Origin of the sequence: Salipiger bermudensis HTCC2601 (genome assembly GCF_000153725.1) — a bacterium.
GTDB classification, from domain to species: domain Bacteria; phylum Pseudomonadota; class Alphaproteobacteria; order Rhodobacterales; family Rhodobacteraceae; genus Salipiger; species Salipiger bermudensis.
Genome location: NZ_DS022276.1, coordinates 3,421,883 through 3,448,549, shown reverse-complemented (window position 1 = coordinate 3,448,549; position 26,667 = coordinate 3,421,883). Strand labels below are relative to the sequence as shown.

The following is a 26,667-nucleotide window of genomic DNA, read 5'->3' as shown; positions in this document are numbered from 1 at the left end:
ACAAGGAGGGTTGGCCGGCCGAACGCTTGTTGGCGGCGCTGTGCGAGCTGGAGCTGAGCGAGCGGGAACAGGGGCCGCCCACCCAACGCCATCTTGCCGCTGCAAGGCTGCCACAAGGGAAAACGCTCGACGCCTTCGACTTCCTGGCGGTACCCACCTTGAGCCAGGCCCGCGTCAGAGCGCTGGTCGAAGGCGACAGCTGGCTGCAGGCAGGGCACAATTTGCTGGCCTTCGGCCCGCCCGGCTCGGGCAAGACGCACCTCGCGGGGGCCATCGGATACGAACTCATCCAACGAGGGTACCGTGTGCTTATGGCAAGGACGTCGGACCTGGTCCAACGCCTGCAAGTGGCGCGGCAGGACCTGGCGCTCACTCAGGAGATCGCGAAGCTCGACAAGTTCGACCTGCTCATCCTCGACGACCTGTCGTACGTGCGAAAGGATCAGGCCGAGACCAGCGCCCTCTTCGAGCTCATCTCCGCACGATACGAGCGGCGCTCTATCATGATCACGGCCAATCAGCCGTTCAGTGGTTGGGACGCCATCTTCCCCGACAGGGCGATGACCATCGCCGCCATCGATCGGCTCGTTCACCATGCAACAATCTTCGAGATGAACGTCGAAAGCTACCGACGCCGTGCCGCCTATGCCGCCGCGACATCGCTCAGCGACATCGAAGATGACCGCGACAAACAACAGCCCGAAAAGGAGATCGCCACAGCGAAGGACAACTCGCGGCCAGCGACATTGAGCAGCGAGATCGAAACTTGATCTGACGGCCGCAAACCGGCACCGTCAAAAAACGTCACCGTCATCCACCTGCGATGTCGCCCAGCACTCAACTGCGATGTCGCGCCACAGATCTCGTGACCCCGAGCCCCCTCATGGAGATAGTGGTTCTCGAAAAAGAACGGGGAGCCGCTTGGTGTGACGTGAATTCCCAGCTCCTCATCAAACTCCCGGATCACGGCAGTTTCCAAGGTCTCGCCGAACTCAACGCTGCCTCCAAGCGGGCGCACGCCCTTAACCCGGCCTTCGTCATCGAGTACTTCTGCCGCCAGCAACCGTCCGTCACGCCAGTGCAGTCCGATTGCCTTGAGGCGAATTTCTTGAGGTGGACGCCATATAGTCATGGAGTGCTGCCTATCTTGACAAGGAACGGCCAACAAGGGCTCGGAGCGGGCTTGCGGCGGCGCGGCGTGCTGGCCGCCCTGGTGAGTGGGGCTGACCGGCGGAGACGGCCCTGAGCCGACCTTTGGTTAGAACGGTAATGCCGCAATGCAGCTTTCCGATAGCGGACATCTACGCTAACGCTGCCACAAACAAACGGGAGCACAAGATGAAAAGCAGAGTATTTGGCAGCCTCACAGGAGGCGTGATTGGCTTCTTTGCCGGTGCTGGCACCGGTATCGTTGGCGGAGTATTCGGAGCGATCGCTGGAGTATTGGTTTTCACCGCAATCGGTGCCGCCTGGGGATGGAGCGCCGGACCAGACGTCATGCGCGCAGTTCAACGGTGGCGAGCCAAGTGATGGCCCATTGATTTCATTCAACTCCGATGAAGCGGACGGCCGGCGCTAAATCCAGCTACTTCTTTGTATGCTGCTGTGGCACGGTTCATCTCCGAGGTCGCGTGGGGTAGTTTAAATGCACAATCCGCCAATCACAGCTCTATAGCGTATTCCTCATCTGACTTGACTTTTTGAAGTAAATCTACGCTTTTCAGGGACCATTTCCGGACCTTGCTGTTCTTCCCAGGTCCGGTTTTGATTTGGCAATGATATGAGTTATCAGATGACCGAAGGTCTACCCCCGTCTCATCCTTGACCCGGTTGACAAGCTTATTCGCTCCAGACCAGTGATTAAATCCAAGCCGCTGGCTACTTGAGTTATTGAGCGGATGCGTATGGTTTGGATTATTAGTTATCGCGATCCCAAGAAGGTTAGGAAGCTCGGAATCCTGATCCGCAACCCTCTCAAGCACATCGTAATCCACTTCGACACTGCCAGTGGGAATATCATGACGAATAAGCTTCATTGTTCTTGCGGCCAGTGCGCGAACTAGCTTCGGGTTTACAGATGTCAAAGCTGATTGGCTCTTCAGCGCCTCGAAGACCCACTGGAAGTTTTGCGCGTAGACCGCATTAATGCGAAATTCCTTGCCATCGACCGAAAAGACCGCCTGTTCAGGAGGGTTCTTGGGAAGATCTTCCACCCAGATGACTTGATATACGTTATCAATAAGGCCAGTATCGTCAGCGACGAGTTCACCAATGTCTCGCAAGATTTCTTTGACGTTTGGATCCCCAAGCCCATAACCGAAAATGAAAACGGGGTGCTCCGCGAAGTAGGTCAGAAGCTTAGCGGAGATATACTTTTTCTTGTCTTTCCATTCCTCATAATCCTCACGCGTCAAAACAATAGAGGATGGCTCACTGACATCACCGTGGATGTGAAATATTTCACCGAAGCTATTGGTGTTGTAGCGGATTATTGTCTGCCCAGTCACTGGGACGTATCCCTCAAAGATCACCTCGAGAGAGTGATCGTAATTTGTTGTAATGATCGCATGTGGCCTGATATCTGACAGCGCAGCCACCTCTTTTGGAAGTATGCTGAAGTCTTCCCGCTTCCCGGGTGTTACTTTCGAAAGGTGATCGCAAACCAAGCTTTTCAGAAAGCAGTCCTTGCTCATGCCGGCTTCAAAGAGTGCCTCTGGAAATGAGGCTTTACCAGCGCCCCACGCCCACTCGAAAACCAAGTCCGACAACTCTGACCCTATCGCGATCGGATCTCCAGAGTGTTTTTGATAGTAGTACTCGAATTTTCCGTGATGTACTGGCATTCCATCCAGAACTATCCTCAGAAGTTCCAGCCAGCTTGGTGCTTCAAAGTAGCGCTTGGGAATCCCGCTCCCCATGAACAGTATCGGCTGGCATTCAAACTCAAGAAGAACGTCTCTAATTTTTGCATCCATGCGCTGAGAGTAGCTCGGCACAGCAGCGGGTTTTGCTTCAGTCAAACTTCGGCCCTTCAATTTTTTGAGGTGATGCAGATGGGCATAGGATATCTGTGGTTTAATGAGCGATACATATCGTTGCAGAGGCAACTTTGTCAGCGCCAAATCTGACTTTTTCAGCACGTCCCTATATTGTCAAACACAGAGCAAGGCTGTCGGGAGATCGTCACCCCTAGCGGCTATGGCTTTGCTGAGGTTGCTCTCGACGTGTTACGGCCACTCATGCTTGGCGCAGCGAACTTCCGCTCTCCGCCCAGAGCGACCGATCCGGAGGCCGTGAGGCTGCTCGACCCGGGCTACTTGCTATTATCTGCCCTGCGCGGCGAACTTCTCGCTGATCATCTGAGTTCGACCGGTATTCTCCACGCTGCTCCTTGAGTGCTTCACCTTACGACAAGAAGTCAGGTGGAGGCAGAAGCTCGTAGTCCTTTCCGTTCGCGCTTTTCAAACGCAACACTCTGAATGGATCCCGTTCATTGACCATGGTCACACCGTGTGGCACAGATCCTTACACATCCGGAGTCGATGGAGATATTCGGAGCGAAAACCGTTTATTTTCGGTGGTGTCAGTCGGGCGATGCGCCCCCTACCGCCGGAGCCATTTACAGCGCAAGGCACTGTGAAGACTGGATTTAGTAAATCCACCCCGACGGTGCTGCGATGTTCTTGGCAGTTTGGTTACACCTCCGGTTACATCAAGCCCAGCATGGTTTTCTTGATCTTTCGGTTATGGGTCCTGAACGGGGACCACACCATGACGACCTGCCAATACCTTCACCGACGCGCTGACGACCTTTACTTCCGGCGCCGGATTCCGGGGTTCTCCCGAAAAAATCGCCCCATCATGCTTCGCCTGCCGATGCGGGACGAAAAATTCGCGCATACGTCGATAGAAATCCTCTCCCGGGAGTTCATCACGTTGTTCGAGTCCTTTGTCTGCCTGCAGCCACCTCTGCCCGACACTCTGGTCCACGCGTATATCCACGCGACGCTCTCCGAGTCGCTGGAGACGATCCGCAGGCAGCACCGCATGACGCGCATGTCCGGCCGCGTTCGCCCTGAAGACGGAATGCGGCGCGATGCCCTGCTGGTCGCGATCGAAAGCCTCGTCGAGGATGGGCTGCAGAAGACATTTCCTCCCTCCGCAATCAATCCGGATTGGTCTCCCGCCTGCCTTGAGGCCGTGGTTCACCAGCATGCGACGGAGCGCGACGCCATCCTGTCCCCGCAACGGACCGAACAGCTGTGCGAGACGTTCCGGACGATTTCCGGTTTCGCACCTTACGGTCTGGAGCACATCGGCCAGATCCGCGAGGCTTTCCTCATGGCGCGCGCAAACGCGCTGAGATCTCTGACGAGCCAGCTTGCGACACAGAAAGAGGCAGCAGGCCATGGTAACCATTCCGGTCGTTTGCCGAAGCGGCAGGCCGAAGAGCACCTTGATGATCAGACAGAACTGGATGGCGGCGTCGGAGAAGACCGGCGGACGTCCGGGCTTGCCTGCGTTCGGCGCAAGCCAGTCCATGTCCCGGTCTAGCCAGACGAGCAGAGGTCCGCGCCGCTTCAGCGCGTCGTTATAAGATTTCCGGTTGGTCGTACGGTAGGGGGCAGGTTCGAGCTTGCTCATGGCAGGCTCTTAACCCACCGGATTCACGCAGTTAATCCCGGAGGCTGATGAGTTCTGCAACAACGCCCATCGACCTGCCCGACCGCCCCGAGAATCCTCTGCGCCTCCTCGTAGAACAGCCGACCGTTGTCGGTCAGCGACATCGACCGCGTCGACCGGGTCAGGAGGCTGGCGGCAAGGCTTTGCTCGAGCAGTTTCACCTCGCGGCTCAGCAAAGCCGGCGACACGCCGAGGTCCTCCGCCGCGCGGGCAAAGCTGCCGCGTTCGACGATGCGACAGAAAGCGTTCATGACCGAGAGCTTGTCCATGCCCCATCCAAAGCACGATCCCTGCGCGAGCGAAACCGGCGAAGCGTTGATCGCGCAGAGATCCCGGCACGCCGCAGTCCAAACGGCGCGCGCTCGCGGAGGGCGATCCGGCGCGGCGGGAAGGCGGCGACGGGCGGCCCCTTTCCTCCTGCGCCCGCGCGCCCCAACAGGTGAACACTGCGCTGGACAGGCCGGGCGCGCCGTCCTACCCCTGAGCCATGGACAGCGCCTTTCTCATCACCGCCTTCGCCACGCTTTTCGTGGTGATCGACCCGATCGGGCTCACCCCGATCTTCATCGCGCTGACCTCCGGTGCGGACAGCCGGCACCGTCGCATCCTCGCTCTGCGCTCCTGCGGCATCGCCATCGCGATCCTGATGCTCTTCACCTTCTTCGGCGAGCAGGTACTGGGCTTCATCGGCATCTCGATGCCCGCATTTCGCATCGCCGGCGGCATCCTGCTCTTCCTGACCGCGCTCGACATGCTGTTCGAGCGCCGCTCCAAGCGGCGAGAGGACAAGGCCGGGGAGGAAGACGCCCTGCCCGACCCGTCGGTCTTTCCCATCGCAATCCCGCTGATTGCCGGCCCCGGCGCCATCGCCACGATGATCCTGCTCGTGGGGCAGACCGGCTCAGCGCTCGAGATGGCGGCGGTGATCGGCGTGATGATCTCGGTGCTGCTGATCGTGCTGATGATGTTTCTCGCGGCCCCCATCATCGAGCGCCTGCTCGGGCATACCGGCATCGTCGTGGTCACGCGGCTGCTGGGGATGTTGCTCGCAGCGCTCTCGGTGCAGTTCGTCATCGACGGGCTGCGCAACATCGGTGCGGTCGGATAAACCCTGTTATCCTGCGCCGGAGCCTCTACATTGAGGGAAACGCCCCGCCACGGATGAGACCATGACAGGACACGAATACGGACGTCTGGCCTATCTCGGCCTGCTCGCACTGGCGCTGGTCCTGTGGTTCTTCTTCCGCGACCGCACCCGGCTCGGCCTCAAGCTGCAATATCTGGGCGTCTGGGCGCTGATCCTGCTCGGCGCCATTGCGGCGGTCGGGCTCTGGGGCGACATCCGGCAGACAGTCATGCCGCAGCAGGCGGTGTTCGCCGAGGACGGTCGCGTCGCGCTGCCCCGCGCGCCCGACGGGCACTATTACGTCTCGCTCGATCTCAACGGCGTGCCCACGCGCTTCGTGGTCGACACCGGCGCCACCGGCATGGTGCTGTCGCGCAACGATGCCGAGCGCGCCGGGCTGACGCCGGATCAGCTGATCTTTCGCGGCCAGGCCAACACCGCCAACGGCATGGTGCGCACCGCGCCGGTGCGGCTCGAGAGCGTGGGTCTGGGGCCTTTCACCGACCGCAACGTCCGCGCCTATGTCAACGAGGGCGAGATGCGGACCTCGCTTCTGGGCATGAGCTACCTGCAGCGCTTCGACCGGCTGGAAATCTCGAACGGACAGCTGATCCTCGAGCGCTGAACCGGGCGATCCGGAACGACCGGGCAGGCAGCGACGCGATGGCGGCGCCGCTCAGGCCTCGGCCTTTTTCTCCCAGCGGCCGCTCTCTTCCGACCAGTATTGCGCCTTGCACCCGGCGCCCGTGAGCGCCCGCCACTGGCCGCGCGCCGCGTCGAGCGCCATGCCGTCATGGCCATCGAAGAGGATGCAAACCCGCTCGAGCCGGTTGACCTCCTCGGGCGCCACGCCCGCACCGTCCACCGCCATCAGGCAGGCGGGATCGTTGGGCAGCGCCTCCTGCACCGTCAGCAGCACCGGCTGTAAGGCGTCGTGCTTTCCGCCGGCCTGCCCATGCGGCAGAAATCCGTCCTCGGGCCCCATCCAGAGCCTCTGGTCGAGCCAGTCGATGCGCCCGGGATCGGTGCCGCGCACCGCCACGCGCCAGCCCGCCGCCAACGACTTCTCCAGAAGCAGCGGCAGCGTCGCCTCGAGCGGGCGCTGGGTCAGGTGGTAGAAATAGGCCGCCCCCATCTCAGCCTCCCGCGATCACGAGGCTCAGGGCGCGGCCGGCCAAAGCGGCGGCCATGGGCTCAGCCCTCCTTGGTCTCGAAGCCCTCGCGGACCAGCCGGTCGAGCGCCATGACGCCCCAGCCGGTGGCGCCCTTCGGTGCAAAGGTGCTCTCGGACTTGAGCGAGGCGACCCCGGCAATGTCGAGGTGGATCCACGGCATCTCGTCCTTGACGAAGCGCTTGAGAAACTGGGCCGCGGTGATCGAGCCGCCCGGGCGTCCGCCGACGTTCTTCATGTCGGCAATGGGGGATTTCAGCATGTCGTCATAGGCCTTGCCCAGCGGCATCCGCCAGGCGCCCTCGCCCTCGGTCTCGGCGGCCTTGAGGAAGCCCGCGGCGAAGCGCTCATCGTTGGAGTAGACCGCGGCGTTCTCGTGCCCCAGCGCCACGATGCAGGCGCCCGTGAGGGTGGCGAGATCGACCATCGCGGCGGGCGTCTCGAATTCCTGCGCGTACCAGAGCACGTCGCTCAGAACGAGCCGGCCCTCGGCATCGGTGTTGATGACCTCGATGGTGTCGCCCTTCATCGAGGTGACCACGTCGCCCGGGCGCACGGCATTGCCCGAGGGCATGTTCTCGACCAGCCCGACGAGCCCGGTGACGTTGGCCTTGGCCTTGCGCAGCGCCAGCGCCTTCATAACGCCCGAGACCACGCCCGCGCCGCCCATGTCCATCGTCATGTCTTCCATGCCGCCAGCAGGCTTCAGAGAGATGCCGCCGGTGTCAAAGACCACGCCCTTGCCGACCAGCGCCAGCGGCGCGCCCTCGCCGCCCTTCCAGCGCATGATCACCAGCTTCGAGGGCGACACCGAGCCCTGCCCGACACAGAGCAGCGCGCCCATGCCAAGCTCTTCCATGCGGTCCTCGTCGATCACCTCGACCTCGACACCCAGCTCGCGCAGCCCCTCGAGCCGAGCGGCGAACTCGGTGGTGGTGAGCACGTTGGCAGGCTCGCTGACCAGATCGCGGGTGAAGAACACCCCGCCGGCCACCGCCAGCATCGGCGCCACGGCCGCCTCGATCTCGGCCGGCTTCGAGCAGAACACATGCGCCGGGGCCAGAGCCGTGCCCTTGTCGCTCTTGTGGTCGGTGAAGGTGTAGCCGCGCAGCGCAAGGCCGAGCAACGCCTGCTCGAGCCCAATCTGGCTCTCGCCCAGCACCGTGACCGGACGCGATCCCGCCGCCTTGGCGATGGCGGCGCCCGCCTTGCGCGCATCGGCGACATCCGGCCGGCGCTCGAGCTTCACGATATCGACCGCCTCGGCTTCCATGCCGGAAGGATAGGAGAGGCTCACCACGCTGCCGGCGGGCTTTTTCGCCCACCCCTCATCGGCCACGGCGCGGGCCACCGCACCCTTGGTCAGCCGGTTCAGCCGCCGCGCGCCGCGTCCGAGCTTTCCCGCGCTGTCGATGAAGACGGCGACGCGGCCTTCCGCGCCCGCCACGGCGTCGAGATCGGTTTCGGCAAAGGTGAACTCGCGCAGATCGGTCATCATGCTCTCCTGTTGTCTATCCCTCAGAGTCGTAGAGCCGCGTGACGGCATTGACCAGAGGCAGCTTTTCCAGCACATACCAATCCGATAGCTTGGACCGCAGCACAGGATCTGGAGGGCACATACGCGTGCAGAGATTCGACAGATACATGCTGTCGCAACTCATGGTGGTGTTTGGGTTTTTCGCCCTGGTGCTCGTCATGGTCTATTGGGTCAACGCGTCGGTCAGCCTGTTCGACGAGCTGATCACCGATGGCCACTCGGCCCGCATCTTCCTCGAGTTCAGCCTGCTCAGCCTGCCCGGCGTCATCGCGCTGGTGCTGCCGATGGCAGCCTTCGGGGCGGCGGTCTACGTGACCAACCGCATGTCCAACGAATCCGAGATGACGGTACTGCAGGCCGGCGGGCTGTCGCCGTGGCGGCTGGGCCGCCCGGTGCTGGTCTTCGGAGTGCTGATCGCTCTGATGATGTCGGTGCTGACCCATGCGCTGGTGCCCGCCTCGGTGGCGCAGCTGCGCGATCGCGAGAGCGAGATCTCCGAGTCGGTGGCCGCACGGCTGCTGCACGAGGGCACCTTCCTGCACCCGGCCCGCGGGGTGACCTTCTACATCCGCGAGATCACCGACGATGGCGAGCTGCGCGATGTCTATCTCAGCGACCGCCGCAACGACCAGCGCACCGTGACCTATACCGCCGAGACCGCCTACGTCACCCGTGACGACGGCGGGCCGAAGCTGACCATGCGCAGCGGGTTGGCGCAGGAGGTTCAGACAAAGGACCTGACCCTTTCGACGACCAATTTCACCGATCTGACCTATGACATCAGCGGGCTGATCACCTCAGGCGGCTCCGAGCGGCGCCGGGCGCGGCAGATCCCGACGCTGGAGCTGCTGACCCAAACCGAGGCGGTGGCCGAGGAGGTCAATGACAGCATCGGCGAGGTGCTCGAAGAGGCGCATAACCGCTTCCAGATGCCGCTGCTCTGCGTGGTCGCCGCGCTGATCGGCTATGCCGCGCTGATGACCGGCACGTTCTCGCGCTTCGGAGTCACCAAGCAGATCGTCGGCGCGATCTTCCTGCTGGTTCTGGTCAAGCTGGTCGAGAGCGCCATCACCGAACCCGTGCGCTCGACCCCGGCGTTCTGGCCACTGGTCTACCTTCCCAGCCTCGTGGGTTTCGCGCTGGCCGCCGTGCTGCTCTGGCGCGCGGCGCGGCCGTTCCGCCCCGAGCGCCGGCGCGGGCAAGATGCCGAGGTTGCCGCATGATCCTGCACCGGTATTTCGCCCGCCGCTTCCTGACCATGTTCCTGTCGATCCTGACAGTTTTCGCGCTGTTTCTCGCACTGCTCGATCTGGTCGATCAGCTGCGCCGCTTCGGCAGCGACGTGAGTTTCGGGCAGGTCGTCTACCTGACGCTTCTGAACCTGCCCTCCGGTCTCTACGAGATCCTGCCGCTGGTGATGATCCTCGCCACCGCCGCACTGTTCCTGATGATGGCACGCAGCTCCGAGCTGGTGGTGGTGCGCGCCGCCGGGCGCTCGGGCCTGACGGCTCTCGCCGGCCCGGTGGCAGTGGCGCTGGTGATCAGCGGCGTGTCGGTCGCCATTCTGAACCCGATCGTCGCGGCGACCTCGCGGCAGTCTTCGGATCTCACCGAGAGTTACAAGAGCAACGGGGCCTCGACGATCTCGATCGGGCGCGAGGGGCTGTGGCTGCGCCAGGGCGGCGACGAAGGCGATACGGTGATCCGTGCCGCGCGCGCCAACCCCGACGCCACCGTGCTCTACGAGGTGAGCTTCGTCGAATACGAGGCCGAGAGCGGCCCGCTGCGCCGCATCGAGGCCGAGGAAGCGGCGCTTCAGGACGGTGCCTGGGTGCTGCGCGACGCCAAGGCCTGGCCGCTGCAAAGCGGGCGTTCGCCCGAGGGCATGTCGGAGCGGTTCGAGCGCCTCGAGCTACCGTCGGACCTCACTCAGGACGGTATCCGCGACCGCTTCGGCAAGCCGTCCTCGGTGGCGATCTGGGACCTGCCGGAGTTCATCGAAGGGCTCGAGATGGCCGGCTTCTCGGCCCGGCGCCATGTCGTCTGGCTGCAGATGGAGCTGGCGCGGCCGGTCTTCCTCGTGGCGATGGTGTTGGTCGCCGCGGGCTTTACCATGCGCCCCGCCCGGCTTGGCCGCACCGGCTTGCACGTGCTGGCGGCGGTGCTTCTGGGCTTCGGCCTCTACTACGTGCGGAACTTCGCGCAGATCATGGGCGAGAACGGCCAGCTGCCGCCGATCCTCGCCGCGTGGATTCCGCCCATTGCCTCGCTGCTGCTCGCGCTGGGGCTTGTCCTGCAGATGGAGGACGGCTGATGAAGACCGCCCGCGCCGCGTGGCTCGCCGCCCTGCTGGCGATGACCGCCCCTGCGCCGCTCTTGGCGCAGACCGTGACCGTGGCCGCCGATGCCTCCGACGAAGGTTCCGAGCCGGCGCTGCTCGTCGCCGACCAGGTGTTCGTCGAGGACGGCTCGCGGCTTGTCGCCACCGGCAATGTCGAGGCGCTGCATGACGGCATACGCCTGAGCGCGACCCGCATCCTGTTCGATCAGGACGCCGGCCTGCTGACCATCGAGGGCCCGATCCGCATCACCGACGAGGCCGGAAACCAGCTGCTCGCCGATGCCGCCGAAATGGAGGAAGGTCTGCGCAACGGCCTGCTCAGCGGCGCGCGGATGGTGATGGACGACCAGCTTCAGCTTGCCGCCGTCGAAGCGCAGCGGGTCGGCGGGCGCTACACCCAGCTCAGCCGCGTCGCGGTGACCTCCTGCCAAGTCTGCGGCCGCAACGAGACGCCGCTCTGGCAGATCCGCGCCGACCGGGTGATCCACGATCAGGACGCGCGCCAGCTCTACTTCGAGGGCGCCCAACTGCGGGTGCTCGACGTGCCGATCCTGTGGGTGCCGCAGCTGCGGCTGCCCGATCCCACCCTCGAGCGCGCCCGCGGCTTCCTGACCCCGACGCTCCGCAGCACCTCCCTGCTGGGCACCGGTCTGCGCCTTCCCTATTTCATCCCGATCGGCGACCATCAGGACCTGACCCTGACCCCGTACCTGTCGAGCGAGACCCGCACCCTCGAGGCGCGCTACCGCCGCGCCTTCACCTATGGCAACATCGAGCTCAACGGTGCGATCACCAAGGACTCGCTGCTGCCCGGCGACACCCGCGGCTACTTCTTTGCCGCGGGCGAATTCGCGCTGCGCAACGGGTTCCGCTTCGATTTCGACATCGAGACCGTCTCGGACGACTCGTATTTCAACGACTACGACTACGGCGACAACGAGCGCCTCGACAGCGCCTTCACCCTCAGCCGCGCCCGGCGGGACGATTTCTTCTCGACCGACCTGATCTACTACGAGACGCTGCGCGCCGCCGAAGACGACGAGACCCAGCCCTCGGTGATGGTGAACACCGAGTACGAGCGACGGTTCTTCCCCGATCGCATCGGCGGCGAGTTCCGGCTCGGGGCGATCCTGCACGGCCATTACCGGCGCTCGGATCTCGACATCGACAGCGATGACGAGGACAGCGTGGTCGACGGGCGCGACATGGCGCGTCTCAGCGCCGAGGCCAGCTGGCGGCGGCGCTGGACGCTGGCGGGCGGCCTCCGGCTTGGCGTGCTGGGGCAGCTCTGGGCCGACCGCTACGCGGTCTGGGACGATGCCAGCGCCGATGCCGAGGCGTCGCAGCTCACGCCGGGGGCCTCGGTGGAGCTGCGCTGGCCGCTGGTCAACAGGCAAGCCTTCGGCGGCCGTTCTCTGCTCGAGCCGGTGGCTCAGGTCGGCTGGATCGGCGGCGACCGACCCAACATTCCCAATGACGAGAGCACCCGCGTCGAGTTCGACGAGGCCAACCTGCTGTCGCTCAGCCGCTTCCCCGCGAGCGACCGCCACGAGCGCGGTCTCGTGGGGGCGGCCGGGCTGCGCTGGCAGCACCAGGCACCCACCGGCTGGACCGCGGGCGTCACCGTCGGACGGGTCTGGCGCGAGCAGGTCGACGACGATTTCGGCCGCTCTTCCGGTCTCGATGGCAAGACCTCGGACTGGCTGATCTCGGGGGGGTTCGCCAACCCGCTCGGGCTCAGCCTCTCGGCCCGCGGCCTGCTCGACTCGAACGGCGAGTTCGACAAGGGCGAGGCCCGCGCGAGCTGGTTCAACGACCGCACCGAGCTCGACGCCTCCTACCTTCTGCTCCTTGCCGACCCGCTCGAGGACCGTGACGAGAGCCAGGCGGAGTGGCGCTTCGAAGGCCGCTACCGGATCAGCCGCCACTGGACCGGCTCGGGAGAGTGGCGCTACGATCTCGCGGACCGCCGGGTTGACCGCGCCGGTCTGGGGCTGCAATACCGCAACGAATGCGTTCAGGTGGAAGCGTCGGTCTTGCGCCGTTTCGCTTCCTCGACCAACCTCGAACCGTCCACGGAGTTCGACCTCACGGTCGCCCTGACAGGCTTCGGCACCGCCGCAAGCGACAAGGAGTATCGACGCACATGCAAATGACCCCTGCCCGCCTTCTTCGCGCCCTCACCCTGACGGCCGGGCTGGCGCTGACCGTGACGCCGGGCACGGCACCGGCGCAGAACCTCTTCGCCCCCGCCATCACCGTCGACGAGATGGTGATCACCGGCTACGAGATCGAGCAGCGGCGCCGCATGATGACCCTGCTGAACGCCCCGGGCAACGTCAACGAGCTGTCGCGTGAGCAGCTGATCGACGACCGGCTGCGGCTCAAGGCGGCGCGCGCGGCCGGCATCGAGCCCTCCGAACAGGACATCCTCGACGGCATGGACGAGTTCGCCGGCCGCGCTGACCTCAGTCGCGAGCAATTCGTCGCGGTGCTCAACCAGGGCGGCGTCGACGAAGAGACATTCCGCGATTTCGTCCGCGCCGGCACCGCCTGGCGCGATCTGGTGCGGGCGCAGTTCGCCTCGCGCACCCAGGTCACCCCCGAAGAGGTCGACCGGGCGCTGGCCAGCGGCGGCGGAAGTTCCGACGTGCGGGTCCTGCTCTCCGAGATCATCATGCCGATCAACGCCCAGAACGCCGAGTCCGTGCAGGCCCGTGCCGAGCGCATTTCGCAGATGACTTCGACCGCGGATTTCTCTGCACAGGCACGGCAGTATTCCGCCACAGCGACGCGCGACAATGGCGGCCGTCTGCCGTGGCGCGATCTCACCGAACTGCCGCCGCAGATCCGCTCGCTGGTGCTTGGGCTGGCGCCGGGCGAGGTCACCGACCCGCTGCCGATCCAGGGCGCGGTGGCGCTGTTCCAGCTGCGCGACATCGAAGAGACCGGCTATACCCGCCCGGACTACGCAGCCATCGATTACGCCGCCTACTACATGGCAGGCGGCCGGTCGCCCGAGACCCTCGCCCAGGCGCGGGTGCTGGCCGAACGGATTGACCGCTGCGACGATCTCTATGCCGTCGCCAAGGGCCAGCCCGAGGAGGTGCTCGACCGTGGCGCCCTGCCGCCCGCCGAGATCCCGACCGACATCGCCTACGAGCTCTCCAAGCTCGATCCCGGCGAGGTCTCGACCGCGCTGACGCGCGCCGAAGGCCAGACGCTGGTGTTCCTGATGCTCTGCGGCCGCACCGCCGCGGTGGCCGAGGATGCCGATCGCAGCCAGGTCGAGATCGGCCTGCGCAACCGCCGCCTGAGCGAGGTCTCCGACAGCTACCTCGCGCAGCTGCGCGCCAACGCGCGCATCGTCGAGCAATGAGCCCCCGGCCCGCCCCCGTGGCGATGAGCTGCGGGGAGCCCTCGGGCATCGGCCCGGAGCTCGCGGAAGCCGCCTGGAAAGCGCTCGGCGCGGCGCTGCCCTTCGTCTATCTCGGCGCACCGGAGCATCTGCCCGGCACCGTTCCCCACATCGTGGTGGAGCGCGCCGAGGAGGCGGCGCAGGCCGCCAAGGACGGCCTGCCGGTTCTGGCGCTCGACATCCCCGGCCCGCGCGTGCCGGGCACGCCGCAGCCGACCCAGGCCGCAGGGGTCATCGCCTCGATTGCCCGCGGTGTCGGGCTGGTGCAGGAGGGAGCGTGCTCGGCACTCTGCACCCTGCCGATCTCCAAGCAGGCGCTGGCCGAGGGCGCGGGCTTCGCCTATCCCGGCCATACCGAGTATCTCGCCGCCCTCGGCGGGGTCGACGAGGTGGTGATGATGCTGGCCTCTGAGGAGCTGCGGGTGGTGCCGGCCACGATCCACATCCCGGTCTCCCAGGTGCCCTCGGCGCTCACCCCCGCGCTGCTCGAGAAACGCCTGCGCATCACCCATGCGGCGCTGATCGAGCGCTTCGGCATCAGCGCGCCGCGCATCGCCGTGGCCGGCCTCAACCCGCATGCAGGCGAAGGCGGGCGCATGGGCCGCGAGGAGATCGAGCTGATCTCGCCGGTGCTCGACAAATTGCGCACCGAGGGCATGGATCTGATCGGTCCGCTGCCCGGCGACACCATGTTCCACGCCGAGGCGCGGGCAGGCTATGACGCGGCGGTGGCGATGTATCACGACCAAGCGCTGATCCCGATCAAGACGCTGGCCTTCGACCGTGGTGTCAACGTCACGCTCGGCCTGCCCTTCATCCGCACCTCGCCTGATCACGGCACCGCCTTCGGCATCGCAGGACAGGGCGTGGCCAACCCGACCTCGACCATCGAGGCGCTGCGCATGGCGTGGCGGATGGCCGGGGGAGAGCTGGAGGGCGCCGCGTGAGCGGGGCGGTCGTTGCGGGGGCGCTGCCCCCGTCCGCCGGGGGCGGACTCCCCCGAGGTATTTTGGAACCAGAGAAGACATGAGCGCCATCGACGGGCTTCCACCGCTGCGCGAGGTGATCGCCTCGCATGATCTGTCGGCGAAAAAATCGCTTGGGCAGAACTTCCTGCTCGACCTGAACCTGACCGCCAAGATCGCGCGGCAGGCGGGCGACCTGTCGGGCATGGACGTGCTCGAGATCGGGCCGGGCCCGGGCGGGCTGACCCGCGGGCTGCTGGCCGAGGGCGCGCGCAAGGTGCTGGCGATCGAGAAGGACACCCGCTGCCTCCCGGCGCTGGCAGAGATCGCCGGGGCCTATCCTGACCGGCTCGAGGTGATCTCGGGCGATGCGCTGCAGATCGACCCTCTGGCGCATCTGACACCCCCGATCGCGATCTGCGCCAACCTGCCCTACAATGTCGGCACCGAGCTTCTGGTGCGCTGGCTGACCCCGGAGGACTGGCCGCCGTTCTGGCAGACCCTGACGCTGATGTTCCAGCGCGAGGTGGCCGAGCGCATCGTGGCGCAGCCGGGATCCAAGGCCTATGGCCGGCTGGCGGTGCTGGCACAGTGGCGCACCGAGGCGCGCATCGTGCTCAGCCTGCCGCCCGGCGCCTTCACCCCGCCCCCCAAGGTCTCCTCGGCGGTGATGCATCTGCGCGCCCTGCCCGAGCCGCGCTTCCCGGCCGAGCGCGCCGCGCTTGAGCGCGTGGTGGCCGCGGCCTTCAACCAGCGCCGCAAGATGCTGCGCGCCGCGCTGAAAGGGCTGGCGCCGGATATCGAAGACCGGCTCGAGGCTGCGGGCATCGCCCCCACCGAGCGCGCCGAGCAGGTCTCGCTCGAGCAGTTCTGCGCCCTGGCCCGGGCGCTGGCCTGACACCCGCGAGCCGCGTCACGCACCAGAAAAGAAAAGACGCCATCTCCACGGCTGGAGATGGCGTCTTTTTCGTCTCGAAGGTGGCGTGCCTTACTCGGCGGCGTCGGGCGTCGGCGCCTCGTCGCTGCTGGCCGGCTTGCGGCTGCGACTGGTCTTCTTCGCAGGCTTTTCGCTGGCCTCGGCCGGCTCGCCCTCGGCAGAGGGCTCTGCCTTCTTGCGCGGGCTGCGACGGGTGCGCTTGGGCTTGTCCTCGGTCGGCGCAGGCGATGGGGCCGAGCGGTTCTCGGGGGTCTCGACCAGGCCGGACTCAGTGCCCTCGCTCGTGTCGATCACGTCGTCCTGAGCGGCAGGCTTCGGCTCGGACCGCTGCTCTGCCCGCGGCGCCGGCTGCGGTTGTTCGCCATTGCCATTGCCATTGCCACCGTCGGACTGGCCCTGGTTGCTGTCGCGATCTTCGCGCTCGGCGCTCTTCTGCGCGTCGCGCTCGGCACGCTCCTTGTCGCGCTGCGCCTGACGCTCGCGGTTCTCGCGCTCCTGCTGCTCGCGCTTGGCGTCGACCTCGCGCTGCGCTTCGGAGAGCATGCGCAGGTAATGCTCGGCGTGCTGCTGGAAGTTTTCCGCCGCCACCCGGTCATTGCCAAGCGCCGCATCACGGGCCAGCTGGTTGTACTTGTCGATGATCTGCTGCGGCGTGCCGCGCACCTTGCCCTCGGGGCCATTGCTGTCGAACACACGGTTGACGACGTTGCCCAGCGAGTTGCGGTTGCGGTTGTTCTTCGACCGCGAACGGGATTTCGAGGATCGCATCTGTTCTGCTATCAGCCTTGTGTCTGACTGTCCCTGTGACCCTGCGGCGCCTCTGGCGCCATCGTGTGCGGGGTCACATCAATGTTGGGTTGAAGTCGGGCGGGACCGCCGAAGGCATCCACCGCACCGAACCCCTCCTGCTAACCATGTCGGGGCCGCGGAAACAAGGGAAAATGTGGAAACAGCAGAGAAAACCGCTGAAAGTTGCGACGATCCGCGGCTCAGACCGCGGCGACTCGCCCGACCACGACCCGGTCGCGCCCGTCGAGATCGGTGATCACCGCCACCTCTTGAAGCCCCGCGGAGCGGAACAGATCCGCCACGGCGGCGCCCTGGCTGGGGCCGATCTCGACCATCAGCCGCCCGCCCGGGAGCAGGTGCGAGGGCGCACCGGCGGCGATCATGCGATAGGCGGTCAGGCCGTCGCCCTCGTCGGTGAGCGCCATGCGCGGCTCGTGGTCGCGCACCTCGGGGGACAGGTCGTCCATCTCGTCGAGGGCGATATAGGGCGGGTTCGAGACGATCAGGTCAAAACGCTCGCGGTCGTCCTCTCCCAGCGCGCCGAACCAGCTGCCGCGGGCCAACGCCGCGCGGGCCTCGAGCCTGAGCGCGTTGCGGTTCCAGAACGCCACCTCGAGCGCCTCTTCCGACAGATCGGTGCCGATGCCGGTGGCCCCCTCGCGCTCGCAGAGCAGGGTCAGCAGGATGCAGCCCGAGCCGGTGCCGAGATCGAGCACGCGGGAAAACGGCCCGGCCAGCGCCGCCTCGATCAGGATCTCGGTCTCGGGGCGCGGGTCGAGCACCTCGGGGGTGACGAGGAACTCGCGGCCGTAGAACTGGCGCCGCCCTGTGATATGCGAGACCGGAACATGCGCGGCGCGGCTCTCGATAACCGCGTTGAAGAGCAGCGCGTGCTCGCTTTCCACCGGATCCGGCAGGAACAGCGTCAGCCGCCCCGGCGGCACCTTGAGCACGTGCGCCAGCAGGCGCCGCGCGTCGCGGCCGGGATCGGGGATACCCGCCTCGGCCAGCCGCCGCGTGGCCTGCGCGAGCAGCGCCGAGCCGGTCATCGGGCCAGCGCTCACGCGCCCATCTCCGCCAGCTGCGCGGCCTGCGCGTCGGCGGTGAGCGCGTCGATGATCTCGTCGAGGTCACCGGCGAGGATCTGTTCGAGCCGGTAGAGCGTCAGGCCGATGCGGTGATCGGTCATACGGCCCTGCGGGAAGTTGTAGGTGCGGATGCGCTCGGAGCGGTCGCCGGAGCCGACCTGCGCCTTGCGGTCCGAGGCCCGCGCATCGGCGGCCTTCTGACGCTCGAGGTCGAAGAGCCGCGTGCGCAGCACGTTCATCGCGATCTCGCGGTTGCGGTGCTGGGATTTCTCCGAGCTGGTCACCACGATGCCGGTGGGAATGTGGGTGATGCGCACGGCCGAGTCGGTGGTGTTGACGTGCTGGCCACCGGCGCCCGAGGCGCGCATCGTGTCGATGCGGATGTCGGCGGCGGCAATGTCGATATCCACTGCCTCGGCCTCGGGCAGCACCGCCACGGTGGCGGCAGAGGTGTGGATGCGACCGCCGCTCTCGGTCTCGGGCACGCGCTGGACGCGGTGCACGCCGGATTCGTATTTCAGCCGGGCGAAGACGTTGTCACCCTCGATCCGCACCACCAACTCCCGCAATCCGCCAAGCTCGGTGGGCTGTTCCTCGATCACCTCCCAGCGCCAGCCACGCGCCTCGGCATAGCGCTGGTACATGCGCGCGAGGTCGCCGGCGAAGAGTGCCGCCTCCTCGCCGCCGGTGCCGGGGCGGATCTCGAGCATGGCGGGCCGCGCATCGGCGGCATCCTTGGGCAGCAGCGCCAGTTGCAGCGCCTTTTCGGCCTCCGGCAACCGCGCACGCAGACCGGGAAGCTCTTCCTCGGCCAATTCCTTCATCTCGGGATCGTCGAGCATCGCCTCGGCCTCGGCGAGATCGGCCTGCAGGCTGGTCCAGTCGTGGATCTGGTCGACCACGGGCCGGAGCTCGGCATATTCGCGGCCTAGCGCGGCAATATCGCCCGATCCCTCGGCCATGCGGGCCTCGAGATACTCGAAACGTTCACGAATTTGCTGAAGACGGTCAGAGGGGATCATGGCGCCACTGTCTTCCCCGAAACCACCGGCGGGTCAAGTGCGGGCCCGACGCCAGACGCGAGATTTCCGCCGCCGGCCCCTCCGAGACGAGGCTCACTCCGCGGTGTCGAGCTGCGCCAGCCAGCCGTCGACGCGCGCCTTGTTGGTGCCCATGTCGGACTGGCCAAAGCGCTGCCGGCCATAGAGCTCGAGGAAACCGTCGTTGAACTGCGCAGTGGTGTAGTCGGGAAAGCCCATCCACTGCGACCGGGTGATATAGGTCACGCGACCGTCATCGGGGCTGCCGGCAAGCACCTCGGTGCGCGGGGTCTCGAGGATGGTGCGGTGGAGCATGGCGAACATCGCCTCGTTGCCCGGCACCCGGCGGCGCACGCCGTGAGCGAGGTCCTGGTCAGCCGAAACCTTGGGATCGACGTGCCATACCTCGGGGTCAGAGGGGGCGAGCCGGATCCAGGCCAGACCGCCGATGACGACAAGCACGATGAGCCAGAAAATCTTACGCACGGAGACCGGTCCTTTCGGGTCTTGCGGTTGGGTCGGAACAGATCCCGGACCGCGCGCGGCGACCGGCACACTCGGCACGGACCGTCCAACACACGGACGGCCCTGTGTTCCCATGATTCCGGCGGCAGGAAAAGGCCGACGGTCTCACGTTCGCGGTATCCCGCGCAGCATGGCTCAGCGGCGGGTCCAGCCCCAGAGGCAGAGCAGTTCAGTGGCCACGTGGGCGCCGGCGATGGCAGTGGCGCCGGTGGTGTCGAAAGGCGGTGAGACCTCGACCACGTCGCCGCCCTTGAGGTCGATCCCGGCAAGCCCGCGCAGCATCACCGCCGCCTGATGACTGGTCAGCCCGCCCCAGACAGGCGTTCCGGTGCCCGGCGCGAAGGCCGGGTCGAGCGCATCGATGTCGAAGCTCAGGTAGACCGGGTGATCGCCTACGATCGCCTTGGCCTGCGCCACGATCGCCTCGGGCCCCTGCCCGTGCACCGCGCGCGCATCGAGGATGTGAAAGCCAAGCGTGTCGGGATTGTCGGTGCGGATGCCGATCTGAACCGAGCGCGTGGGATCCACCAATCCGAGCTTCACCGCCTTGTACATGAAGGTGCCGTGGTCGATGCGGTCGAAATCGTCATCCGCCCATGTGTCGGTGTGGGCGTCGAACTGGATCACGCTCAACGGGCCGTACTTGGCCGCATGGGCCTTCAGCAGCGGCAGGGTGATCGAGTGATCGCCGCCCAGCGTGACCATCGCCGCGCCCTGCTCGAGGATTCCCTTGGCATGCGCCTCGAGCGTCGCCGGGAAGGCCGGGACGTTGGCATAGTCGAAGGCCAGATCACCATAATCTGCGATGGCGAACTCGCTCAGCACGTCATAGCCCCAGCCATAGGGCGCATCGCAGGGCTGCAGGAGCGAGGCCTCGCGGATCGCCCGAGGCCCGAGCCGGGTGCCGCTACGGTTGGTCACCGCCTGATCGAAGGGCACGCCGGTGACCGCCACGTCGACCCCGCGCAGGTCCTTGGTATACTTGCGCCGCAGAACGAGGCGGCGCCGCCGAACACGTTCTCGAAGCTCGGCCCCTTCAGCTCCTCGCGAGTGAAGCGTGATCGATCTGGGTCTTTGCGTCTTCCAGTGCCATGCTGTCCCTCGGTATTCTTCTGTCAGCTCTTGAGCGGCAGCGCGGTCTCGATCAGCCGCGCGAAGAAGCTCGCGCCGATCGGCGCGATCGCGTCGTTGAAATCGTATTGCGGGTGGTGGCAGTTCGGCGTGTCGCCCTGCCCGAGAAACAGGTAGGCGCCCGGGCGCGCCTCGAGCATGTAGGAGAAATCCTCCGCCGGCATGATCGGGTCGATGTCGTCGCGCACGTTCTCGGGCCCCACCACCTCGCGCGCCACCTGCGCGGCAAAGCGCGTCTGCTCGGCGTGGTTGACCGTGGGCGGATAGCCACGCTCGTAGGTCACGGTCGCCGTGCAGCCATAGACCTGCGCCTGCATCTCGGCGATCTCGCGCAACCGTTTCTCGGCAAGGTCGCGGATCTCGGGCCGGAAGCTGCGCACGGTGCCGGCGAGGAAGGCGGTGCCGGGGATGATATTATGCGCGGTGCCGGCGTGGATCTGCGTCACCGAGACCACCAGCTTGTCGATCGCCGAGACGTTGCGGCTGACGATGCTCTGGAGCGCCTGCACCATGGCCGAGGCCGCCGGGATCGGGTCGACGCTTTCCTGCGGTTCGGCGCCGTGGCCGCCGACGCCCTCGATATCGATGCGGAACTCGTCCGCCGAGGCCATCAGCGGGCCCGGTGCGGTAACGATATGGCCCTCGGGCTCGCCCGGTGCGTTGTGGATGCCGTAGACCTCTTCGATGTCGAAGCGGTCCATGATACCCTCGTCCACCATCACCTTGCCACCGCCGCCGCCCTCTTCGGCGGGCTGGAACAGCAGCGCCACGCGGCCGGCGAAGTTGCGCGTCTCCGCGAGGTACTTGGCCGCGCCCAGCAGCATCGTGGTGTGACCGTCATGGCCGCAGGTATGCGCCATGCCGGGGATCTTCGAGGCGTGCTCGGTGCCCGAAAGATCCTCCATCGGCAGCGCATCCATGTCGGCGCGCAGCCCGATGGTGCGGCCGGGCTTGCGCCCCTCGATGATCGCCACCACGCCGGTTTTCGCGATGCCGGTATGGATCTCGGAAATGCCGAGGCTCTCGAGCTGCTTGACCACGAACGCGGCGGTCTTGACGCAATCGAAAAGCAGCTCCGGCTGCTGGTGCAGGTGCCGGCGCCACGCGGTCAGCGTGTCGGCCTCGGCGGCAATGGAATTGATCACTGGCATGTCGCTCTCCCTAGCGGGGTCCCCGAACCCGCTTTTGATATCGAACCTCAAGCGCTCAGCGCTGCAGGGCTGCCGGGCCTCGACCAGCTTGACGAAGAAGCTCGCCCCGATCGGCGCCGCCTCGTCGTTGAAATCAAACTTCGGATGGTGGCAGAACGGCCCCTCGCCCTGTCCGAGATAGAGGAAGGCACCGGGCCGCGCCTCGAGCATGTAGGAAAAATCCTCGGCCCCCATCGAGGGCACGCTGTCATCGACCACCTCGGCCACCACCTCGCGGGCGACCTCGACGGCAAAGGCGGTCTGCTCGGCGTGGTTGATGGTCGGCGGGTAGTTGCGCTGGTAGTCGAGCTCGGCGGTGACGCCATAGGCCATCGCCTGCCCGGCAACGATCTCGCGGATGCGTTTCTCCGCCATGTCGCGGATGCCGGGATCGAAGCTGCGCACGGTCCCCGCCAGATAGGCGGTCTCGGGGATCACGTTGGTGGCCGAGCCGGTCTGCACCACGGTGAGCGAGACCACGAGCGATTCCAGCGGGTCGGTGTTGCGCGCGGGCACGGTCTGCAGCGCCTGCCCGATGGCCAGCGCGCAGGGGATCGGATCGATGCAGGTGTCGGGATGCGCCGCGTGTCCGCCGCGCCCGGTCAGCCGCAGCTCGAAATCGTCCACCGCCGCCATCAGCGGGCCGGGCCGTGTGGCGATCTCGCCCAAGGGACGCGACGGATCGGTGTGCAGCGCGTAGACCTGCTCGATGCCGAAGCGCTCCATGATGCCTTCCTCGACCATGATGCGGCCGCCGCCGATGGTCTCTTCCGCCGGCTGGAAGATCAGCGCCACCTTGCCCGAGAAGTTGCGCGTCTCGGCGAGGTACTTCGCCGTGCCCAGCAGCATCGTCGTGTGGCCGTCATGGCCGCAGGCATGCATCTTGCCCGGCACCTCCGAGGCGTAGTCCGCGCCGGTCTCCTCGTCCATCGGCAGTGCGTCCATGTCGGCGCGCAGACCGGTGACCGGCCCCGCGCCCTGCCCCTCGACAATCGCCACCACGCCGCTTGTCGCGATGCCGGTGTGAATATCGGTGATGCCGAAATCGCGCAGCCGTTCGACCACGAAGGCGGCGGTCTCGTGACACTCGAGGCTGAGCTCGGGATTGCGATGCAGGTGCCGGCGCCAGGTCTTCATCTCCTCGGCGTAATCGGCGATGCGGTTGACGATGGGCATGGGTGGACTCCGGGACTTCCTTGGCGCAGGACTGCACCCAATACCGAAACGCGGGGGAAGTCCATGAGCGACACGCAGAGCGACGCAGCGGCGCATGACCTGATCCACGATCCGCAAGGCGGCATGCCGCGCCTGCTCGAGATCATGCGCCGGCTGCGCGATCCCGAGACCGGCTGTCCGTGGGACGTGGCACAGGATTTCGCCACCATCGCGCCCTACACCATCGAGGAGGCCTACGAGGTCGCCGACGCCATCGAGCGCGAGGCCTGGGGCGAGCTGAAGGGCGAGCTCGGCGACCTGCTGTTCCAGTCGGTGTTCCACGCCCAGATGGCCAGCGAGCGCGGGCTCTTCACCTTCGACGAGGTGGCCGACACCATGTCGGACAAGATGGTGGCACGGCACCCGCATGTGTTCGGCGACGAGTCGAACGCCAAGTCGCCCGACCAGCAGGTCTCGGATTGGGAGGCGATCAAGGCCGAGGAGCGCGCCGCGCGGGCCGAAAAGGGCGTGCTCGACGGCGTCGCTCTGGGACTGCCGGCGCTGCTGCGCGCGGTCAAGCTGCAGAAGCGCGCCGCGCGGGTGGGCTTCGACTGGCCCTCCACCGACGAGGTCATCGACAAGATCGTCGAGGAGGCGCAGGAGCTGCGCGAGGCCACCGACCCGACACATGTCGAAGAAGAGTTCGGCGACCTGCTCTTTGTCATGGCCAACCTCGCCCGGCACCTGAAGATCGACCCGGAAGCGGCCCTTCGCGCGGCCAACGCCAAGTTCACCCGCCGTTTCGAGGCGATCGAGGCCGGGCTGGCGGAGCGCGGCAAGCGCCCCGAGGACAGCGACCTTGCCGAGATGGACGCGCTCTGGGACGCGGCCAAGGCGCGGGAGAAGTCCGAAAAATCCTGAGGGGAACAGTCGGTCATTGACCTGACCAAAACCATCAGGTTATGTCGCGCCATCTGCAATCCGCACCGATGGGAGACCGATATATGCGCCTTGCAACCACTGCCCTTGCCCTGATCGCCGCCACGAGCCCGGCGCTGGCCGAAGAGGTAAATCTCTATTCCTACCGCCAGCCTGAACTTCTGGCGCCGCTGACCGACGCCTTCACCGAGGCCACCGGCATCGACGTCAACGTGGCCTTCCTCGACAAGGGCATGGTCGAACGCCTGCAGGCCGAGGGCGACCGCTCGCCCGCCGACCTGGTGTTCACCGTGGACATCTCGCGCCTGTCGGCGGTGGTCAATGCCGGGCTGACGCAGCCGGTGGAGAGCGACGTGCTGAACGAGAACGTGCCCGAGCAGTATCGCGACCCCGAGGGCCACTGGTTTGGCCTGACCACCCGCGCGCGCATCGTCTACGCCTCCAAGGACCGCGTCGATCCGTCCGAGGTGACGAGCTACGAGGATCTTGCCGATCCCAAGTGGGAAGGCCGCATCTGTACCCGCTCCGGCACCCACCCCTACAACGTGGCGCTGGTCTCGGCGATGCTGCACCACCACGGCGAGGAAGAGACCAAGACCTGGCTCGAGGGCGTGAAGTCCAACCTCGCGCGCAAGCCGCAAGGCAATGACCGCGCCCAGGTCAAGGCGATCTGGTCCGGCGAATGCGACATCTCGCTCGGCAACACCTATTACATGGGTAAGATGCTCGAGGATGACGAGCAGACCGCCTGGGCCGAGTCGGTCAACGTGCTGTTCCCCGAGTTCGAAGGCGCCGGCACCCACGTGAACATCTCCGGCGTGGCGATGACCAAATCCGCTCCGAACCGCGAGAACGCGCTGAAGATGATGGAATTCCTGACCCAGCCCGAGGCGCAGGAAATCTATGCCCACGCCAACTACGAATACCCCATCGCGCCCGGCACCGAGGCCGACGCGCTCGTGCAGGGCTGGGGCAGCTTCGAGGCCGACGACGTCAACCTGATGACGCTGGCCGATCTCCGCGCCGACGCGCTGCGGATCATCGAAGAGGTCGATTTCGACGGCTGACCCGCCGTCCTCTCACGGACCGACCTCAGGCGCGGCGCCCTTCGGGGCCCGCGCCTTTTTCATGGCCGGCCGGTGTGCGCTGTCCCGGGACCCGCGCCCGGCCGCGATCCACGGCCAGCCTCCGGCGGGAGTATTTTTGACGAAGAGAAGCCAGGGGTGCAGCACCCTTGTCTTCTTCTGGCGGAAAATATCCCGGGGGAGTCCGCGCGCCTTGCGCGGACGGGGGCAGCGCCCCCAACGGCCCGACAGCACGGACGCGGCGCGGCGCCGGGCAGATACGAGCGCCCGTCCAAAACGAAAACGGCGCCCCAAGGGGACGCCGCTTGATAACTTCCGGTCGGTCCGGAGGCGTCGCTTACGACGCTTCCTTGATGAACTTGACCGCGTCGCCGAAGGTCTGGATGGTCTCGGCGGCGTCGTCCGGGATCTCGATGCCGAACTCTTCTTCGAAGGCCATGACCAGCTCGACGGTGTCGAGGCTGTCTGCGCCCAGATCGTCGATGAACGAGGCGCTCTCGGTCACCTTGTCTTCTTCAACGCCGAGATGCTCGACAACGATCTTGCGCACGCGATCAGGGATATCGCTCATGTTTCCGTCCTCACATTTGTCCGGGCCCTGCGGCCCTCTCTGCCCTTGCCCCACCGGGGTGGCGGCTCAACTTCGCCCGTAGCGGGCGCCTCATCCCGGGATGGTCCGGGTCCGGCCTTGCAGTGCGACATATCGCACCCCCCGGCCTCGTTCATTGCGCGCCTATATCATAAGGGACCGGGTTGGCAAATGCTTTCCGCCCCTGATGAAACACGCTTTTACAGCATCGCCATGCCGCCGTTCACATGCAGCGTTGCACCGGTCACGTAGCCTGCTTCGGGGCTCGCGAGGTAGAGCACCGCCGAGGCGATCTCGTCGGCGCTGCCCATGCGTCCCGCGGGGATCTGGCCGAGGATGCCGGCCTTTTGGTCGTCGTTCAGCTTGTCGGTCATCGCGGTCTCGATGAAACCCGGCGCCACCGCGTTGACGGTGATCCCGCGCGACGCGACCTCGTAGGCCAGCGACTTCGACATGCCCACCATGCCGGCCTTGGCGGCGGCGTAGTTGCCCTGCCCCGGGTTGCCGGTGGCGCCGACCACCGAGGAGATGTTCACGATGCGGCCCCAGCGGGATTTCATCATGCCGCGCAGCACGCCCTTGCAGAGCTTGAAGGTGGCGGTGAGGTTGACGTCGAGCACCGACTGCCACTCCTCGTCCGACATCCGCATGAACAGGTTGTCGCGGGTAATGCCGGCATTGTTGACGAGGATGTCGACGCTGCCCATGGCCTCGGCCGCCTGTTTCGGCAGCGCCGCCACGGCCTCGGGGTCGGACAGGTTGCAGGGCAGCACGAACGCGCGCTCACCCAGTTCATCGGCCAGCGCCTGCAGCGGCGCCTCGCGGGTGCCCGAGAGCCCCACCGTCGCGCCCGCCTCGTGCAGCGCCTTGGCGATGGCACCGCCGATGCCCCCGGAAGCCCCGGTGATCAGCGCGCATTTTCCAGTCAGATCGAACATGGCTCGGCTTGCCTCTCTA

Annotated in this window: 22 protein-coding genes and 4 pseudogenes; 11 read left to right on the top strand and 15 right to left on the bottom strand. The window is 66.0% G+C overall.

Features of this window, described 5'->3' with window-relative positions; genetic code table 11:
* Nucleotides 1–770, top strand: a 770-nt coding sequence (gene istB, locus R2601_RS16345; RefSeq protein WP_007800317.1) for an IS21-like element helper ATPase IstB, incomplete at its 5' end; no start/stop codon positions are given.
* 149 nt (nt 771–919) lie between these two features.
* Here istB and R2601_RS26515 read toward each other — a convergent pair.
* From R2601_RS26515 to R2601_RS16325, 4 genes and pseudogenes are all read right to left on the bottom strand, one after another.
* A pseudogene (locus R2601_RS26515) lies at nt 920–1,132 on the bottom strand (NUDIX domain-containing protein); the annotation flags it as partial.
* Nucleotides 1,133–1,661: 529 nt separating this feature from the next.
* On the bottom strand, nt 1,662–3,140 hold the full coding sequence (locus tag R2601_RS26050; RefSeq protein WP_217626373.1) for an SIR2 family NAD-dependent protein deacylase: 1,479 nt from the start codon (nt 3,138–3,140) through the stop codon (nt 1,662–1,664).
* A gap of 1,273 nt (nt 3,141–4,413) precedes the next feature.
* Nucleotides 4,414–4,644: pseudogene (locus tag R2601_RS26045) on the bottom strand (transposase); the annotation flags it as partial.
* 23 nt (nt 4,645–4,667) lie between these two features.
* Complete coding sequence (locus R2601_RS16325) at nt 4,668–4,952, bottom strand: LysR family transcriptional regulator (protein ID WP_007800308.1); 285 nt, start codon at nt 4,950–4,952, stop codon at nt 4,668–4,670.
* Nucleotides 4,953–5,170: 218 nt separating this feature from the next.
* Between R2601_RS16325 and R2601_RS16320 the strand changes: the two genes are divergently transcribed.
* Both R2601_RS16320 and R2601_RS16315 read left to right on the top strand, forming a co-directional pair.
* Entirely contained in the window at nt 5,171–5,791 is a 621-nt protein-coding gene (locus tag R2601_RS16320; protein WP_007800306.1) for a MarC family protein, read from the top strand.
* A gap of 61 nt (nt 5,792–5,852) precedes the next feature.
* Entirely contained in the window at nt 5,853–6,434 is a 582-nt protein-coding gene (locus R2601_RS16315; protein WP_007800304.1) for a retropepsin-like aspartic protease family protein, read from the top strand.
* 51 nt (nt 6,435–6,485) lie between these two features.
* On the opposite strand, the gene R2601_RS16310 is transcribed toward R2601_RS16315, so the two are convergent.
* On the bottom strand, nt 6,486–6,944 hold the full coding sequence (locus R2601_RS16310) for a DNA polymerase III subunit chi (RefSeq protein WP_007800303.1): 459 nt from the start codon (nt 6,942–6,944) through the stop codon (nt 6,486–6,488).
* A 59-nt stretch (nt 6,945–7,003) separates the two neighbouring features.
* Nucleotides 7,004–8,476: a leucyl aminopeptidase gene (locus R2601_RS16305; protein ID WP_040545452.1), complete on the bottom strand. Its 1,473-nt coding sequence runs from the start codon at nt 8,474–8,476 to the stop codon at nt 7,004–7,006.
* Between the two features lie 149 nt (nt 8,477–8,625).
* On the opposite strand from R2601_RS16305, the gene lptF reads away from it, so the two are divergent.
* The 6 genes from lptF (at nt 8,626) to rsmA (ending at nt 16,140) form a co-directional block, all read left to right on the top strand.
* Entirely contained in the window at nt 8,626–9,741 is a 1,116-nt protein-coding gene (lptF, locus tag R2601_RS16300; RefSeq protein ID WP_007800299.1) for an LPS export ABC transporter permease LptF, read from the top strand.
* Nucleotides 9,738–10,832: an LPS export ABC transporter permease LptG gene (gene lptG, locus R2601_RS16295; protein WP_007800297.1), complete on the top strand. Its 1,095-nt coding sequence runs from the start codon at nt 9,738–9,740 to the stop codon at nt 10,830–10,832. The genes lptF and lptG overlap by 4 nt, the downstream gene beginning before the upstream one ends.
* Complete coding sequence (locus tag R2601_RS16290) at nt 10,832–13,015, top strand: LPS-assembly protein LptD (protein ID WP_007800295.1); 2,184 nt, start codon at nt 10,832–10,834, stop codon at nt 13,013–13,015. Before lptG ends, R2601_RS16290 begins: the two co-directional genes overlap by 1 nt.
* Entirely contained in the window at nt 13,006–14,238 is a 1,233-nt protein-coding gene (locus R2601_RS16285; RefSeq protein WP_040544816.1) for a peptidylprolyl isomerase, read from the top strand. Before R2601_RS16290 ends, R2601_RS16285 begins: the two co-directional genes overlap by 10 nt.
* On the top strand, nt 14,235–15,224 hold the full coding sequence (gene pdxA / locus R2601_RS16280; RefSeq protein WP_040544814.1) for a 4-hydroxythreonine-4-phosphate dehydrogenase PdxA: 990 nt from the start codon (nt 14,235–14,237) through the stop codon (nt 15,222–15,224). The genes R2601_RS16285 and pdxA overlap by 4 nt, the downstream gene beginning before the upstream one ends.
* Nucleotides 15,225–15,303: 79 nt before the next feature.
* Complete coding sequence (gene rsmA, locus R2601_RS16275; RefSeq protein ID WP_007800288.1) at nt 15,304–16,140, top strand: 16S rRNA (adenine(1518)-N(6)/adenine(1519)-N(6))-dimethyltransferase RsmA; 837 nt, start codon at nt 15,304–15,306, stop codon at nt 16,138–16,140.
* A gap of 90 nt (nt 16,141–16,230) precedes the next feature.
* On the opposite strand, the gene R2601_RS16270 is transcribed toward rsmA, so the two are convergent.
* From R2601_RS16270 to R2601_RS16240, 7 genes and pseudogenes are all read right to left on the bottom strand, one after another.
* Nucleotides 16,231–16,947, bottom strand: coding sequence for a DUF4167 domain-containing protein (locus R2601_RS16270; RefSeq protein ID WP_007800286.1), 717 nt, complete (start codon nt 16,945–16,947; stop codon nt 16,231–16,233).
* A 221-nt stretch (nt 16,948–17,168) separates the two neighbouring features.
* On the bottom strand, nt 17,169–18,017 hold the full coding sequence (gene prmC, locus R2601_RS16265; RefSeq protein WP_007800284.1) for a peptide chain release factor N(5)-glutamine methyltransferase: 849 nt from the start codon (nt 18,015–18,017) through the stop codon (nt 17,169–17,171).
* Between the two features lie 11 nt (nt 18,018–18,028).
* Nucleotides 18,029–19,078: a peptide chain release factor 1 gene (prfA, locus tag R2601_RS16260; RefSeq protein WP_007800282.1), complete on the bottom strand. Its 1,050-nt coding sequence runs from the start codon at nt 19,076–19,078 to the stop codon at nt 18,029–18,031.
* A gap of 93 nt (nt 19,079–19,171) precedes the next feature.
* On the bottom strand, nt 19,172–19,582 hold the full coding sequence (locus R2601_RS16255; RefSeq protein WP_007800281.1) for a DUF1499 domain-containing protein: 411 nt from the start codon (nt 19,580–19,582) through the stop codon (nt 19,172–19,174).
* Nucleotides 19,583–19,756: 174 nt separating this feature from the next.
* A pseudogene (gene speB, locus R2601_RS16250) lies at nt 19,757–20,714 on the bottom strand (agmatinase).
* A 22-nt stretch (nt 20,715–20,736) separates the two neighbouring features.
* Nucleotides 20,737–21,903: a M20 aminoacylase family protein gene (locus tag R2601_RS16245; RefSeq protein ID WP_040545451.1), complete on the bottom strand. Its 1,167-nt coding sequence runs from the start codon at nt 21,901–21,903 to the stop codon at nt 20,737–20,739.
* Nucleotides 21,904–21,969: 66 nt separating this feature from the next.
* Nucleotides 21,970–23,118: pseudogene (locus tag R2601_RS16240) on the bottom strand (M20 aminoacylase family protein); the annotation flags it as partial.
* A gap of 63 nt (nt 23,119–23,181) precedes the next feature.
* On the opposite strand from R2601_RS16240, the gene mazG reads away from it, so the two are divergent.
* Complete coding sequence (mazG, locus tag R2601_RS16235) at nt 23,182–24,018, top strand: nucleoside triphosphate pyrophosphohydrolase (RefSeq protein ID WP_007800275.1); 837 nt, start codon at nt 23,182–23,184, stop codon at nt 24,016–24,018.
* Between the two features lie 83 nt (nt 24,019–24,101).
* The gene (locus R2601_RS16230) at nt 24,102–25,103 is read left to right on the top strand and encodes a Fe(3+) ABC transporter substrate-binding protein (RefSeq protein ID WP_007800272.1); all 1,002 of its coding nucleotides are present in this window, start codon (nt 24,102–24,104) and stop codon (nt 25,101–25,103) included.
* 355 nt (nt 25,104–25,458) lie between these two features.
* Here R2601_RS16230 and R2601_RS16225 read toward each other — a convergent pair whose 3' ends face one another.
* Nucleotides 25,459–25,692, bottom strand: a complete 234-nt coding sequence (locus tag R2601_RS16225; protein WP_007800270.1) for an acyl carrier protein — start codon at nt 25,690–25,692, stop codon at nt 25,459–25,461.
* A 218-nt stretch (nt 25,693–25,910) separates the two neighbouring features.
* Nucleotides 25,911–26,648 carry a 3-oxoacyl-ACP reductase FabG gene (fabG, locus tag R2601_RS16220; protein WP_007800265.1) on the bottom strand — a complete coding sequence of 246 codons (738 nt, stop codon included), beginning with the start codon at nt 26,646–26,648 and terminating at the stop codon, nt 25,911–25,913.
* Between the last annotated feature and the right edge of the window lie 19 nt (nt 26,649–26,667).

Excerpts from the sequence above, each read along its gene's own strand:
- R2601_RS16325 (WP_007800308.1), bottom strand. The coding sequence starts at position 4,952 with ATGGACAAGCTCTCGGTCATGAACGCTTTCTGTCGCATCGTCGAACGC.
- R2601_RS16320 (WP_007800306.1), top strand. The coding sequence starts at position 5,171 with ATGGACAGCGCCTTTCTCATCACCGCCTTCGCCACGCTTTTCGTGGTG.
- R2601_RS16315 (WP_007800304.1), top strand. The coding sequence starts at position 5,853 with ATGACAGGACACGAATACGGACGTCTGGCCTATCTCGGCCTGCTCGCA.
- R2601_RS16310 (WP_007800303.1), bottom strand. The coding sequence starts at position 6,944 with ATGGGGGCGGCCTATTTCTACCACCTGACCCAGCGCCCGCTCGAGGCG.
- R2601_RS16305 (WP_040545452.1), bottom strand. The coding sequence starts at position 8,476 with ATGACCGATCTGCGCGAGTTCACCTTTGCCGAAACCGATCTCGACGCC.
- lptF (WP_007800299.1), top strand. The coding sequence starts at position 8,626 with ATGCTGTCGCAACTCATGGTGGTGTTTGGGTTTTTCGCCCTGGTGCTC.
- lptG (WP_007800297.1), top strand. The coding sequence starts at position 9,738 with ATGATCCTGCACCGGTATTTCGCCCGCCGCTTCCTGACCATGTTCCTG.
- R2601_RS16290 (WP_007800295.1), top strand. The coding sequence starts at position 10,832 with ATGAAGACCGCCCGCGCCGCGTGGCTCGCCGCCCTGCTGGCGATGACC.
- R2601_RS16285 (WP_040544816.1), top strand. The coding sequence starts at position 13,006 with ATGCAAATGACCCCTGCCCGCCTTCTTCGCGCCCTCACCCTGACGGCC.
- pdxA (WP_040544814.1), top strand. The coding sequence starts at position 14,235 with ATGAGCCCCCGGCCCGCCCCCGTGGCGATGAGCTGCGGGGAGCCCTCG.
- rsmA (WP_007800288.1), top strand. The coding sequence starts at position 15,304 with ATGAGCGCCATCGACGGGCTTCCACCGCTGCGCGAGGTGATCGCCTCG.
- R2601_RS16270 (WP_007800286.1), bottom strand. The coding sequence starts at position 16,947 with ATGCGATCCTCGAAATCCCGTTCGCGGTCGAAGAACAACCGCAACCGC.
- prmC (WP_007800284.1), bottom strand. The coding sequence starts at position 18,017 with ATGACCGGCTCGGCGCTGCTCGCGCAGGCCACGCGGCGGCTGGCCGAG.
- prfA (WP_007800282.1), bottom strand. The coding sequence starts at position 19,078 with ATGATCCCCTCTGACCGTCTTCAGCAAATTCGTGAACGTTTCGAGTAT.
- R2601_RS16245 (WP_040545451.1), bottom strand. The coding sequence starts at position 21,903 with ATGCCAGTGATCAATTCCATTGCCGCCGAGGCCGACACGCTGACCGCG.
- mazG (WP_007800275.1), top strand. The coding sequence starts at position 23,182 with ATGAGCGACACGCAGAGCGACGCAGCGGCGCATGACCTGATCCACGAT.
- R2601_RS16230 (WP_007800272.1), top strand. The coding sequence starts at position 24,102 with ATGCGCCTTGCAACCACTGCCCTTGCCCTGATCGCCGCCACGAGCCCG.
- R2601_RS16225 (WP_007800270.1), bottom strand. The coding sequence starts at position 25,692 with ATGAGCGATATCCCTGATCGCGTGCGCAAGATCGTTGTCGAGCATCTC.
- fabG (WP_007800265.1), bottom strand. The coding sequence starts at position 26,648 with ATGTTCGATCTGACTGGAAAATGCGCGCTGATCACCGGGGCTTCCGGG.